Genomic DNA, 12,835 nt, shown 5'->3' with positions numbered 1-12,835 from the left:
CGCCCCACCTGCCGAAACGCGGTTGACGCGACGTCCGGTGGGCGGCCACGATCCGGGGCCATGAGCGTCGAATCCACGCTGGCGAAGACCGCGGCCGATCTCCGGGACGGCCGGGTGGAGGTGGCCCGGCGACGGCTGCGCGGGCTGCTGTCGAGCTTCCCGGCCGATCTGGCGGTGCGTCACGCGCTGGCGGCGGCCTACTCCTACCCGGATCCCGACAGTCGGAAGCCGCCGTTCCGGTCGCGGTGGCACTGCCACTTCGAGGAGGCCGGGCGGTGGAACTTCCTGGACGAGTCGCTGACCGCCTACGAGCTCATGGCCTTCGAGTGGCGGTTCCGCGATCCGGCACGCCGGCTGGCGATGCTGCGCTGGCCGGACCCGGCGCACAACCCGCCGCCGACCGCGGTGGCCCGGCGCCGCCTGGCCGGCCTGTACCGGGAGGCGACCGGCGCGTCGCCGAGCTGGCCCGAACACCCGGACGACGCAGCGACGGTGGCCTCCCCGCTACCGGTGCGCCGGATGGCCGCACTGCCGCGGCGGCCGGCCCGGGACCGACCGCCGCTCACCCCGAGCGAGCACCGGGAGCCGGAGATTCCGCTGCGCGTCGCCGCCTTCCGGCTGGGGCTGTTCGTCGCCGTCGGCGTGGCCCTGATCGCCCTCGCCTTCCGCTGACCGTCACTTCAGCGAGTCGCGCAGCGCGTCGACCCGGTCCGCGGAGGCGGTGAACTCGGCCCGGTCGAGTTCACCGGAGCCGAGGGCGGCGGCGAGCGCGGCGGCGGCCTGGTCGCCCTGGCCGACGTCGCGGGCCGAGCAGAGGATCAGGTCGACGCCGGCGTGCGCGACGGCCAGGGCGCGCTGGGTGGTGCCGCCGACCGGCGCCAGTGCCTTGGCCTCCAGCGCGTCGGTGACGGTGACGCCGCGGAAGCCCAGGCGGCCGCGGAGTTCGTCCCGGACCACGGCGGTGGACATCCCGGCGGGGTGGCCGGGGTCGAGCGCGGGGTAGACCGCCCAGGAGAGCATCACCAGTTTGACGCCGGCGGCGACGGCGTCCCGGTAGGGGCGTTCGTCGACGGTGCGCAGCTGGTCCAGCGAGGTGGTCAGGGTGACGGCTTCCTCGTCGGTGTTGGCCCCGGTGGCGGCGCTGCCCAGGCCCGGGAAGTGCTTGGCGGTGGCGGCGACGCCGGCGCCCTGCTGGGCCTTGATGAAGGCGGAGCCGAGCTTGCCGACGGTGGCGGGGTCGGTGCTGTAGGAGCGCTGGGCGCTGTCGGCGAAGTCGCCGGGCGTGCGGTAGACGTCCAGGACGGGCGCCAGGTTGAGGTTGAGGCCGAACGCGGCGAGCGCGGCGGCGGCTTGCCTGCCCGTGCGGGTGGCGTCGCCGACCGGGTCGGCGGAGCGGCCGACGTCCTTCGCGGACTGCGCGGGCCCGCCGGGCACCCGCCGGACCAGGCCGCCCTCCTGATCGGTCATCAGCAGCAGCGCGCGGGGGTGCGGGCTGTGCTGTTCCGCCTGCCGCAGTTCCTCGACGGCGGTGCTCAGCGCGGCGGCGTCGCTGCCGACGTTCTCGGCGAAGAAGATCACCCCGGCCACCCGGCCCTCGCGGACCCGCTGCAGCAGTTCGGCGGGGACGACGGTGCCGGGGTACGAGTAGACGATCCGCTGCCCGGCGAGCTCGGCGGCGTCCCGGGTCGGGGTCGGCGACGGTGTCGGCGAGGGCGTGGGCGGGGGCGTCGGGGACGGCGTGGGGCTCGGGCTGCTGGGCACGGCGCTCCCGCTCGGCTCGGCGCTGCTCGGGCTGGGACTGGGGCTGGGCGAGGCCGCACCGCCGCCCGAGCCGGGCGATCCGCAGCCGGTGAGCAGCACCAGGCCGAGGGCGAGCACTCCGAGCGACCTCAGTGACACCGACATGCCATCAGACAAGCATGCAAATGCCCGTCAGGCCAGCACCGTACGGCCCCGGGGGCGTCGCCCGGGGCCGTCCGGCGGACAACCGGGCGGGGTCAGCCCTTCAGCACCGCGGGGAGCTCGGCGATCGAGGCGAGCACGTGGGTGGCGCCGTCGGCGCGCAGCCGGGCCTCGTCGTGCGCGCCGGTCAGCACGCCGGCCACCACCGAGGCGCCGGCCCGGGCGCCGGTGAGCATGTCGTAGCCGGTGTCGCCGGCCACCGCGATCTGCCGCACCGAGTCGGTGCCGGTGCGCAGCAGGGCCGCCAGCACCATGTCCGGGTAGGGCCGGCCGCGGCCGGCCTCGGCCGGGCAGAGCGTCAGGTCGGCGATGTCCTGCCAGCCCAGCGCGGCCAGGATCCGGTCCTGGGTGGTGCGGGAGAAGCCGGTGGTGAGCGCCACCTTCCGGCCCTGGCCGCGCAGTTCGGCGATCGCCTCGGCCGCGCCGGGCAGCGCCTCGCAGCGGCCCTGGCCGACCAGGTCGTCGTACGCGGTCTCGAACGCCAGGTTGGCGTGCTGCGCGCGATCCTCCTCGCCGAACAGGTGGCGGAAGACGGAGATCTTGGACTCGCCCATGGTGGCGCGGACGTGCTCCAGCATCGCGGCGTGCTCGGGGCTGCCGGTCTCGACGCCCTGCGAGCGGGCGGCGGCGGCGAAGGCGAGCTCCACCAGGCCGTCGTCGGCGACGGTGGTGCCGGCCATGTCGAGCACCACCAGGGTCACATCGTGCGTGGTCATTGTCTGCCCTTGCGGTCGAACGGAGTTGACGGTCACTCGGGTGGCTCAGAGGCCGGCGGCGTCGGCGGTGGCCTCGGCGATGGCCGGGGAGCAGGTCATGCCGCGGCCGCCGGGGCCGGTGACCAGCCAGGCGCCGGCGGCGACCTGCTGGCGGTGCACCACCCGGGTGGTGTCGGTGCACTGGGCGTAGACCCCGGCCCAGCGGCGGCGGATCTTCGGCAGCGGGCGGCCGAGCAGTTCCTCGGCGACGCCGGCCAGGTGCTCGTACGGGTCCTCGACCACGTCGAAGCCGAACGGCTGGTCGTACTCGTGGGTGTCGCCGACCGTGAGGCCGCCGTCCTGGCGCTGCACCATCAGCAGCTGCATCTTGTGCTCGTCCGCGACCGGCGGCTGCGGCTGGGCGGCGCGCAGGGCGTCGAGCTCGGGGCCGGCGAAGGCCGGGTAGTAGCGGAACGAGTCGCCGTCGGCGACCGAGGTGGTGAGGGTCTCGCCGAGCGGGTCGGTCTGCATCATCTGCAGGCGGACCCGGCGGACCGGCAGGTCGGGGGCGAGTTCGCGGACCAGCCCGCCGAGCCAGGCGCCGGTGCACAGGATCACCAGGTCGCCTCGGTGCAGCTGCCCGTGGTCGTCGCGGACGGCGTGGTCGCCGACCAGTTCGCGGACCTCGCGTCCGGGCAGGAAGGTGTAGCGGCCACTGGCCTCCAGCGCGGCGCGCAGCGCGGGCTGGGCGACCCGGGGTTCGACGGCGGCGTCCCGGGAGCAGTGCAGGGCGCCGAGGAACTGTCCGCGCAGGGCCGGGTTGAGCGCCCGGGCCTCGTCGGGGCCGAGCAGCCGGTAGCCCCGGGCCTCGGCGTCGGGGAGCTTCACCGCGGCTTCGGCGACCGCGAGTTCGGCCTCGGTGCGGGCGAGTGTGAGCGAGCCGTTGGGCCGGAACCGGAGACCGGGGACGCGCTCGCCGATCCGCTCCCACAGCTCGCGGGCGCGCAGCGCGACCTCGAGCTCCTCCCCGGCGGCGCGCCCGCTGACCCAGACCAGGCCGAAGTTGCGGACGGAGGCGCCGCGCGCCTCGCTCTCGCGCTCCAGGTGGACGACCTCGTGGCCGCGCTCGACGGCCTGCCAGGCGTGCATGCTGCCGAGCACGCCTGCTCCTACGACGATGACTCTCATGCGGACAGGCTCCGGCGTCGAGGTGGCCGCAGGTCGTCCACCTCGCGTCGGCGAGGTGAACCGACCGCAAGAGTTGTCCATACAACCTTGGCCAACCTCGGCCCGGATGTCCGCGCTCGGGGCCCGACGGACCGTCAGCGCACCACCTTCGCGTGCAGGTAGTTGCGGCGGCCGAAGCGCGGCTCGTCCACGGCGGTCAGCTCCTCCACCTGGAAGCGGTACAGCGCTGCCGCGCCCCGCCCGGCCAGGAACTGCTCGCGCACCTCGGGGTCGGTGGCGAAGTCCGGGTAGCGGCCCCGGTAGGCGGCCAGCGCGGCCTCGGCCTGCCGGCCCCAGGCCTCGCTCGCGCTGCCGCTGAGCTGGATGCCGCGCAGCTGCTCGCCGAAGACCGGCGGCGGCAGGTGCACGGTGCCGGCGGCCCGGGCGTCCTCGGCCAGCAGCAGGCTGTGCCGGGTGGAGCGCTCGCTCACGAAGTACAGCACCAGCTCGGCGTCGAAGGCGTAGAAGGCCAGGTTGGCGTGCGGCCCGCGCTCGTGGCCCGCCGTGGCCAGGCTGAGCACCGTGCTGTCCGCGAGCAGGCCCTCCACCCCCTTCCCGAGCTCGTCCGCGGGCCAGTTCCCCTGGATGACGTCGAGTCGGTACGGCATGGCGCGTCCCTCCGCAGAGCTGCAGAAAACACCGAGCCGGGCGGGGAGTCCACCCCTGCCCGGCTCACATGCTCTCCCTGCGCGGCGCGGCCGCACAAGAGGCCGACCGGCCCCGACCGATCAGGCCGCGCCGGCCCCCAGCACGGGGGCCAGCCGGCCGATCCGGAGGCGGTCGACCAGCGGCGCGACCCGTCCGGCGAGCAGCGCGAGCGGGATCGCCACCAGCACCCCGACCAGGGCGCCGACCGCCACGTCGTGCGGGTAGTGCGCGCCGACCCAGACCCGGGAGGCGCCCATCAGCACGGCGGCGAGCGCGGCGATCCACCCCAGCCGCCGGTCGGCGAACCAGAGCGCGGTGGCGGCGGCGAACGCGATCACCGTGTGATTGCTGGGGAACGACCAGTCGGTGGGACCGGGGCAGGCCTCCAGGGCCACCGTGCCGGCCAGCTGCCGGCACGGCCGGACCTCTTCGACCACCGATTTGAGCGCCGAGTTGACCACGTACGCGGCGATCACGATCAGCGGGGAGGCGAGCACCCGGGCCATCACCGCCGAGTCGGCGGCCCGGGCCCGCCACCAGGCCCACACCATCAGCAGGGCGAAGACCGCGAGGCCGAGCGCCGACCAGAGCCTGACCAGCTGGTCGAGCCAGTGCGGCGCGGCCTGGGCCCACCCGTTGATCCGGCTGTAGAGGCCGCCGTCGATGCCGCTGCCGTCGTAGGCGAGCAGGCGGGCGGAGGGATGAACATTCGGGATCACAGGGACAACATGTACCAGAACGGACACCTGGTGCGGCGCAGTCGCCGCCCCGAGGGGCAGGGTCAGGGGCAAGGCTGGCGGACCTCCCGTTACGTTGGGGTGTCCGCACGGGGGACCGCCCCACCGTCTACATTGGTGTAGACGTCCACTGGACTGTAGACGAATGCCGGAGGTTTTCGCGACATGACGGATTCACCCGCCCGTCGACCGGCGGGCGAACTCGAGGCCCAGGTGCTGGCCGCGCTCTGGGCCGCCGGCACCCCCCTCACCCCGCAGCAGGTGCAGGACGCCGTCGACGCCGACCTGGCCCGCACCACGGTCGCCACCATCCTGGCCAGGCTGCACGAGAAGGGCACCGTCGCCCGCAGCAAGGCCGGCCGGGCCTTCGCCTACACCCCGACCGTGCCGGACGCCGACGGCCTCGCCGCCCGCCGGATGCGCAGCGAACTCGACCGCGGCCGGGACCGCTCCACCGTGCTCGCCCGCTTCGTCTCCGACCTGTCCGACGCCGACGAGCGCCTGCTCCGCGACCTCCTCGGAGAGCCGACATGACCCTCTTGCTGCACAGCAACCAACCAGGGCCTGCACAACCGGGGGCGCGGGGAACTGCGCGACCAGCCAGGCACAGCGTTCAGATCGCGACGAGCGGCACGTCATTGCCCACGGCGCGACCTTGCCCCGCGATGCCTTCCGCCTCGCGCAGTTCCCCCCGCCCCTGGCTGTGCGGGCACCGCGTTCTCCCCGCGCCCCTGGTGGTGAGGGCGCAGCCTCTTCGGGAGCGCCCGTGACCCTCGCCGTCTGGGCGCCGCTGCTGCTGCCGCTGCTGGCCGCCCCGCTGGCCCGCCGGCTGGCCGAGCAGCTCGCCCCGCGCGCCGCCGCCCTCACCCTCGCCGCCACCGCGGTCGCCCTCGGCGGCGCCGCGCTGGCCTCGCTCGGCCTGCTCGCCGCCTCCGGGCTGCTGCACCTGCCGTACGCGGCGGCGCTGGCCCACCTCTCCCCCGCGCTGCTGCGCCCCTCCGCGCCCGGCGGGGCCGAGTGGGCGCCCGCCTCGGCGACGGCCGGCCTGGCGCTGCTGGTGATCGCCGCACTGGGCGCCCGCACCGTCCGCCGGCAGCTCGTCGACCTGCGCCGGGCCCGCGCCGCGACGGGTGACGGACCGTCGGGCCTGCGCACCCTGCTGCACCGGCCGGACCGGTCGCCCGCGCTCACCGTGCTGAGCGACGACCGGGCCGACGCCTACGCGCTGCCCGGCCGCCCGCACCGGGTGGTCGCCACCACCGGCATGCTGGCCGCGCTCAGCGCCCCCGAGCGGGTCGCGCTGCTGGCCCACGAGCGGGCCCACCTGGCCGGCCGTCACCACCTGCTGCTGGCCGCCGCCGAGTACGCGGCCGCCTGCCACCCGGCGCTGCGCTCGCTGGGCCCGGCGCTCGGCTACCACCTGGAGCGCTGGGCGGACGAGTGCGCCGCCGCCGAGGTCGGCGACCGGGCGGTGACCGCCCGCGCGATCGGCCGGGCCGCGCTGGCCGCCGCCCGCGCCCCGGCCGGTCCGCGCCCCCGCCTGGCCCCGGGCGCCGCCACCGGCCCCGTCCCCCGCCGGGTCCGCGCCCTGCTGTCGCCCGCGCCCCCGCACCGCCGGGCGCTGCGGGCGGTGGCCGCACTGGCCCTGGCGGGCTGCCTGGCCGCCACCGCGGGCGCCGCCGCCGAGGCCGGCCACGACCTGCACCGGTCCGTCGAGACCGCCCAGGGCGAGCTGCCCGCCCACCACCGCTGACCACCCGTCAGCGGGCGTCGGCAGCCCGGGTGCGCCCGGCGCACCACCCGGCGCACCCGGGGTGCCGGGACCGGAAACAGACCAGTCTGCATCATGCCTCCGGGCCCGGACGAGTCTTCGCCGGGACCCGGCGCGTCCCGCGCGGGGCGGCCTTACTCTGGCAGCCGAAACGGTGACAGCCGGGGGGACAGCGATGCAGCGCAGCGGAGGCGGTGGGAAACCGCCCGGCCGGCCGGGCGGCCCGTACGGCCTGGTCACGGCCTACGAGCGGGCCATGACGGGCGGCGGGACGCAGGCCGGCGAGGAGGTGCGCCCGGAGATCGAGGACTCCTGGGCGCGGCTGCGCCGGCTGGGGCTGGACCCGGACCGGGCCCGCGAGGCCCACCGGGTGCATCCCGGCCGGCTGGAGGAGCTGCGCCGGGCCACCGGCCTGGAACCGGTGCTGCCGGTGCTGCGCTCCACGCTGTTCCCGCCGGGGGCGGCCACGCCGGTGGTGCTGGCGGTGTCCGACCCGAAGGCGCGCATCCTGTGGATGGACGGGGAGCGGCAGTTGAAGCGCGAGGTCGACGCGATCGGCTTCGAGCAGGGCGCGCTCTGGTCGGAGGACCAGGTCGGCACCAACGGCATCGGCCTGGCCGCCCGCACCGCCCGCCCGTCCGTGGTGCACTCCGCCGAGCACTACCTGCGCAGCCACCACACCTGGACCTGCGTGGGCGTCCCGGTCCGCGACCCGCGCACCGGGCGGCCGGCCGGGGTGGTGAACCTCAGCGGCCCCGCCGCGGGCGACCACCCCTACCTGCGGCAGCTGGCGCTGACCGCCGCCCGGCTGGCCGAGACCGAGCTGCGGGCCGCCCACCTGGAGGCGCTGCACCGGCTGCGCACGGTGGCGGTGCCGCTGCTGGCCCGGTTCGGCGGCCCGGCGCTGGTGGTGGACGGGGCGGGCTGGACGGCCGCCGCGGTGGGGCTGCCCGGCCCGCCCCGGCTGGCGCTGCCGCCGGGCGACTGGGGCAGCGGCGGCCTGCAGTGGGTGCCGACGCTCGGCGAGTGCGCGGTGGAGCCGCTGGCCGACGGCTGGCTGATCCGCCCGTCCGGGGTCCGGTCCGCGGAGCTGGCCGAGCAGTCCGAGGCCGCGGTGCTGGAGCTGGACCTGCGCCGCCCGGACCGCCCGGAGCTGCGGGTGCGCGGCAGCGCGGGCGCCTGGTCGCACACCCCGAGTCCCCGGCACACCGAACTGCTCCTGCTGCTGGCCCTGCACCGGGACGGCCTGAGCGCCGCCCGGCTGGCCGAGGCGCTGTTCGCCGAGCCGGCCAGGACCGTCACGGTCCGCGCCGAACTGTCGAGACTGCGAAGACACTTGGGGGCGCTGCTGGAGGCCCGGCCGTACCGGCTGGCGGCCGCCGCCGAGGTGACCGTGCTGGGCCCGGACGAGCCGGACGACCTGCTGCCGGGCTCCGCCGCCCCGGCGGTGCGGGTCCTGCGGGCGGACCTGGCGCGCGGCCTGCTCCGGCTGCCCGGGCGCGCCGCGGCGGCTCAGCCGTCGGCCAGCAGCGCGGCCAACTCCGCGTCGCTGGGCAGCAGTTCGATGATCTGGTCGTCGGGCACCGCGGTGTAGGTGCGTTCCAGCCAGGCGCTCACCTGCGGCCGGGACGCCTCCAGCAGGGCGCTGCCGTGCGGGGACTCCAGCGCCAGGTGCAGGGTGGCGCCGTGGCAAGGGCAGTGGGCGGGCCAGAGTTTGACGTCGCCGTGCCCGCTGAGCGATTCCAGTCCGTCCCGCAGCAGGTCGCGGGAGAAGACCCAGTCCGCCTCGTCGGACCGCCCCAGGTGGAAGGTGAGGCGCACCTCGTACGGCGCCGCGGCGTCGTACCGGAAACGGGTGCGGACGTCACCGACCAGGTCCTGGTCCAGGGCGATCCGCAGCACCATGACCTCCTCCACCACCGACGGGGGCGCGGTGGCTCCGTCCCGGCCGCCGCCCGTGGGGGTGGCGGCGATCGGCTGGTCGGAAGGGGCGGACGGCGGGTCGCACGGCATGACGATCTCTCCGAAGCGGCTGGGTACCTGCCCCAGCCTGCGTCAGCACCCCGCCCCCCGCAACGGTTGCAGGGGGTTGCACGGGCCGGTTCCCGCCACCGCCGCCGTCGCGAACCCGCCGCCCGCCCGACGGACTCGATTCGGCCGACGGGTTTCGTCCGGGATCTGGCGGACCGTCAGACCGCTGGTAGTCTCGACCCTCCCGCCCCGTTCGTCCGGGCCCGTCCGGGCCGCGCACGGGGCGTGGTGTCGCGTGCGGACCTGTCCAGGAAGGGGAGCCCGGTGGCGCTCCGCGAGCACTCCCGGCCCGCCTCCGCGGGCCGGTCGGGACGGCACGGCCGACCCCGGCCCTTCGGCGGGCGGCTGCGGCTGCCCACCATCCGGTTCTCCGGCGCGGCGATGGCGATGTCCACGGTGGTCGGCATCAGCCTGGCCACCACCTGGCTCCTGAACGAGCAGCAGCAGGTCGGCCGCCGCCCCGGCGTGACCGTCGGCGGGCCGCCCGCGCCCAGCCCGGACGCCCCGAGCGGCAGCCCCGCCCAGCCGGCCCCCACCGCCGAGGCCGCCCGCGCCACCGCCGACGCCCTGGCCGCGGGCGCGCCCGGCGCCGGGGCCTCGCCGACCCCGAGCCCCTCGCCGAGCCGGCCCGCCGCCCACCCGTCCGCGGCCGCCGCCTCCGCGCCGCCCGTGCGGCCCGCCGGGCACCGTCCGACCGCCTCGGCCTCCGCCACCGTGTCCACCTCGCCGAGCCCGAGCGGGACGCGCGCCCCGCTCGCCGCCGGCCCGTCGCCGACCGGCTCGCCGACCGGCTCGCCGACCCGACCGGACCTGGTCGCCGCCCCGCCGCGGACGCTGTCCGGCCAGGCCCGGGTGGACGCGCTGGGCCGGGCCGGCACCCGGCACACCCTGGAGGTGCGGGTGGACGAGGCGATGACGGCGCTGCAGGTCGAGTTCCGGCTGAACCGCCCGGCCGCGCTGCCCGGCACGGTGCCCGGCACCGACCTGCCGGGCGCGGTCGCCACCATCGCGCTGGAGCGCGACACCCTGGTGTACCGCTTCACCACCCCGCCGGACCTGCCGCTGCGGCCCGGCAGTTACACCTTCACCGTCACCGGCGCGATCGGCGCGCCCTCGGACACCGCCCCGGAGAGCTGGACGGCCTCCGCGTTCGCGCTGCCCACCAGCCGCGCGGTCGCGGCCCGCGGCGGCTTCTGACGGACCGTCGGGGGCGGGTCGCCGGTACGCCCGGCGGCCCGCCCCCGACGTGCGGTCAGCTCCCGTCGAACGCCGCCCGCACCGCGCGGGTGCGGCGCAGGTCGTCGGTGGCGTCGGCGAGGTTGCGGCGCAGCGCCGGCGACAGCCCCGGGTCGGCGAGCGCGGCCTCGGCGGCGGCCACCGCCTCGGAGGTGGCCTGCGCGACCGGGTACAGCACCGTGCCGAGCAGCCGGGCGACGATGTCGCCGCGCTCGGCGGCCTCGCCGATCCGCTCGAAGTAGCGCAGCGCGTACCGGGCCTGCTCGGCCTCGTCGCCGGAGGTCCAGAAGCCGCGGGCGGTGGCCTCCAGCAGCCGGTTGGACAGCGCGGTGTCGGTGTCGAACAGCCGCTGCCAGGCCTCCGCCTTGGCCTCGGCGTCGGGCAGCGCCGCCCGGCAGCGGGCGGCCCCGAACTCGGCCTCGGTGCCGGGCTCGCGGGCGAGTTCGGCGGCGATCGCCGCCTCGTCCAGCTCGCCGAGGGCCGCCAGCCGGGCCAGGCCCGCCCAGCGCAGCTCCGGCCCGACCGCCAGCCCGGCCGGCACCCGCTCGCCCGCCAACCAGCCCCGCAGCTCGGCGAGCTGCTCGGGGCCGCCGCTGCTCTCCACGGCGGTGCGCAGCGCGGCCAGCCGGATGCCCTCGCTGCTGCCGGTCGCCAGCAGGGCGCGGGCGGTGCGGCTGACGGCGGCCAGGCCCGCGGTGCGGCGGGCGCCGGTCAGGTGGCGGCCGGCCACGTGGGTGCGGGCGAAGCCGAGCACCGTCTCGACGATGACGTCGCAGCGCTCGGCGGGCAGGTGACGCTCCATCAGGGCCAGGTACTCGACCGGGTCCAGTTCGGCGTCCCGCACCAGGTCGCGGGCGTGCTCCCAGAGCACGGCGCGGGTGACGTCGTCCTCGACCGCCGACAGCGACTCGGTGACCAGCCGCCAGGAGTGCGCGTCCAGCCGGATCTTGGCCCAGCTCAGGTCGCCGTCGTTGGGGACGATCAACTCGGCCCCGGCCTCGACCGGTTCGGGCACCGCGACGCGGCGGCCCGGGCCGATCTCCACCGCGGCGACGGCGACCGGGACGGCCCTGCCGTCGACGAAGCGGTAGCCGCCGATCCGGACCAGGTGCGGCCGCTCGCCCTCGTTGACCACGGTCAGCGCGGTCAGCGTGCCGTCGGCGGCGCGCTCGGCCTCCGCCCGCAGCGTGTCCACCCCGCTGGTGCGCAACCAGGCGTCCGCCCAGGCGTGCACGTCGCGGCCGCTGCTGGCGGCCAACGCGGCCAGGAAGTCCGGCAGTTCGGCGTTGCCGTAGAGGTGGTCGGCGAAGTACGCGTTCAGGCCGGCGAAGAACGCCTCGTCGCCCAGCCAGGCGACCAGCTGGCGCAGCACCGAGGCGCCCTTGGCGTAGGAGATGCCGTCGAAGTTGACCATCGCCTCGGCGACCGAGCGGGTGCCGTTGCCCGCCACCGGGTGGGTGGAGCCGCGCTGGTCGGCGTCGTAGCCCCAGCCCTTGCGCTGCACGCTGAAGCCCGTCCAGGAGCCGGTGAAGCGGGTGGCCTCGGCGGCGATCCGGTAGCCGAGCATCTCGGCGAACGACTCGTTCAGCCACAGGTCGTCCCACCAGCGCATGGTGACCAGGTCACCGAACCACATGTGGGCCATCTCGTGGCAGACCACCATGGCGCGGCGCTCCCGCTCGGCCGCGGTGGCCGGGTCGCGGAACAGCATCTCGTCGCGGAACACCACGCAGCCGGGGTTCTCCATCGCGCCCCAGTTGAACTCGGGCACGAACGCCTGGTGGTACTCGCCGAACGGGTAGCGCTCGTCGAAGAACTGGTGCAGCCGGTCCAGCGAGGCGGCCGTCACCTCGAACAACTCCGCTGCCTCGCGGTCGAGTTCGGCGGCCAGCGAGCGGCGGGCGTGCAGGCCGAGCGGGATTCCGTCGTGCTCGGCGAACACCGAGTGCAGCGGGCCGGCGACCACCGTGAACAGGTAGCTGGAGATCGGCTTGGTGGCCGCGAACTCCCAGTGCCCGCCCTCGGACTTGACCCGGGCGCCGTTGGACACCAGGGTCCACTCCGGCGGCGCGGTGGCGGTCAGCGTGATCGGGGCCTTCAGGTCGGGCTGGTCGAAGCAGGCGAACACCTTGGCCGCCAGGTCGGGGCCGCAGGTCGCGTACAGGTAGACCGCGTCGTCGGCCGGGTCGGTGTAGCGGTGCAGGCCCTCGCCGGTGCGCGAGTAGCGCATCTCGGCCTCGACGACCAGCTCGTTCTCGGCCCGCAGGCCGGGCAGCGCCAGCCGGTTGCCGTCCAGCGCGGAGACGTCCAGCGCCTGTCCGTTGAGGACCGCACGGTGCAGGACCGCCGGCTCCAGGTCGACGAAACTGTCGCTGCCGGGCTCGGCGCACCCGAAGCGGATCACGGTGGTGCTGCCGAACTGCTCCGCGCCGCGGGTCAGGTCGAGGTCGACGGTGTAGCCGCGCACCTCCAGCAGGCGGGCACGGACGGTTGCTTCGGATCGTTGCAGTGCTGGCATGACCGCATGC

The 12,835-nt window shown here is 76.4% G+C and carries 12 protein-coding genes; 5 read left to right on the top strand and 7 right to left on the bottom strand.

What is annotated here, in order from left to right:
• Positions 1-60 precede the first annotated feature (60 nt).
• Positions 61-672 (top strand): DUF6584 family protein, encoded by a 612-nt coding sequence (locus BX266_RS25395; protein ID WP_099903428.1) that lies wholly within the window; start codon positions 61-63, stop codon positions 670-672.
• 3 nt (positions 673-675) lie between these two features.
• Here the strand turns inward: BX266_RS25395 and BX266_RS25390 are convergent, their stop codons facing one another.
• From BX266_RS25390 to BX266_RS25370, 5 genes are all read right to left on the bottom strand, one after another.
• Positions 676-1,905, bottom strand: coding sequence for a glycoside hydrolase family 3 N-terminal domain-containing protein (locus BX266_RS25390; protein ID WP_099903426.1), 1,230 nt, complete (start codon positions 1,903-1,905; stop codon positions 676-678).
• Between the two features lie 92 nt (positions 1,906-1,997).
• Positions 1,998-2,678: a phosphonatase-like hydrolase gene (locus BX266_RS25385; protein ID WP_099903424.1), complete on the bottom strand. Its 681-nt coding sequence runs from the start codon at positions 2,676-2,678 to the stop codon at positions 1,998-2,000.
• Positions 2,679-2,723: 45 nt separating this feature from the next.
• Positions 2,724-3,845, bottom strand: coding sequence for a TIGR03364 family FAD-dependent oxidoreductase (locus tag BX266_RS25380; protein WP_099903422.1), 1,122 nt, complete (start codon positions 3,843-3,845; stop codon positions 2,724-2,726).
• A 134-nt stretch (positions 3,846-3,979) separates the two neighbouring features.
• Positions 3,980-4,492, bottom strand: coding sequence for a pyridoxamine 5'-phosphate oxidase family protein (locus BX266_RS25375; protein ID WP_099903420.1), 513 nt, complete (start codon positions 4,490-4,492; stop codon positions 3,980-3,982).
• Between the two features lie 120 nt (positions 4,493-4,612).
• A complete protein-coding gene (locus tag BX266_RS25370) occupies positions 4,613-5,251 on the bottom strand; it encodes a phosphatase PAP2 family protein (protein ID WP_099903418.1) in 639 nt (212 codons plus the stop codon).
• Positions 5,252-5,434: 183 nt separating this feature from the next.
• On the opposite strand from BX266_RS25370, the gene BX266_RS25365 reads away from it, so the two are divergent.
• The 3 genes from BX266_RS25365 (at position 5,435) to BX266_RS25355 (ending at position 8,634) form a co-directional block, all read left to right on the top strand.
• Positions 5,435-5,803, top strand: a complete 369-nt coding sequence (locus BX266_RS25365) for a BlaI/MecI/CopY family transcriptional regulator (RefSeq protein ID WP_099903416.1) — start codon at positions 5,435-5,437, stop codon at positions 5,801-5,803.
• A 232-nt stretch (positions 5,804-6,035) separates the two neighbouring features.
• Positions 6,036-7,022, top strand: a complete 987-nt coding sequence (locus BX266_RS25360) for a M48 family metalloprotease (protein ID WP_099903414.1) — start codon at positions 6,036-6,038, stop codon at positions 7,020-7,022.
• A 193-nt stretch (positions 7,023-7,215) separates the two neighbouring features.
• Positions 7,216-8,634 (top strand): GAF domain-containing protein, encoded by a 1,419-nt coding sequence (locus BX266_RS25355; protein ID WP_099903412.1) that lies wholly within the window; start codon positions 7,216-7,218, stop codon positions 8,632-8,634.
• On the opposite strand, the gene BX266_RS25350 is transcribed toward BX266_RS25355, so the two are convergent.
• Entirely contained in the window at positions 8,553-9,053 is a 501-nt protein-coding gene (locus tag BX266_RS25350; protein WP_099903410.1) for an SsgA family sporulation/cell division regulator, read from the bottom strand. The two genes, BX266_RS25355 and BX266_RS25350, sit on opposite strands and share 82 nt — an antisense overlap.
• A 282-nt stretch (positions 9,054-9,335) precedes the next feature.
• Here BX266_RS25350 and BX266_RS25345 point away from each other — a divergent pair, with 282 nt between their 5' ends.
• On the top strand, positions 9,336-10,268 hold the full coding sequence (locus tag BX266_RS25345; RefSeq protein WP_099903408.1) for a hypothetical protein: 933 nt from the start codon (positions 9,336-9,338) through the stop codon (positions 10,266-10,268).
• A 55-nt stretch (positions 10,269-10,323) separates the two neighbouring features.
• Here the strand turns inward: BX266_RS25345 and pepN are convergent, their stop codons facing one another.
• Positions 10,324-12,825 (bottom strand): aminopeptidase N, encoded by a 2,502-nt coding sequence (gene pepN, locus BX266_RS25340; protein WP_099903406.1) that lies wholly within the window; start codon positions 12,823-12,825, stop codon positions 10,324-10,326.
• Between the last annotated feature and the right edge of the window lie 10 nt (positions 12,826-12,835).

This window comes from Streptomyces sp. TLI_171, from assembly GCF_003610255.1.
Taxonomy (GTDB): Bacteria; Actinomycetota; Actinomycetes; order Streptomycetales; family Streptomycetaceae; genus Kitasatospora.
This window is presented reverse-complemented; position numbering and strand designations above follow the sequence as displayed.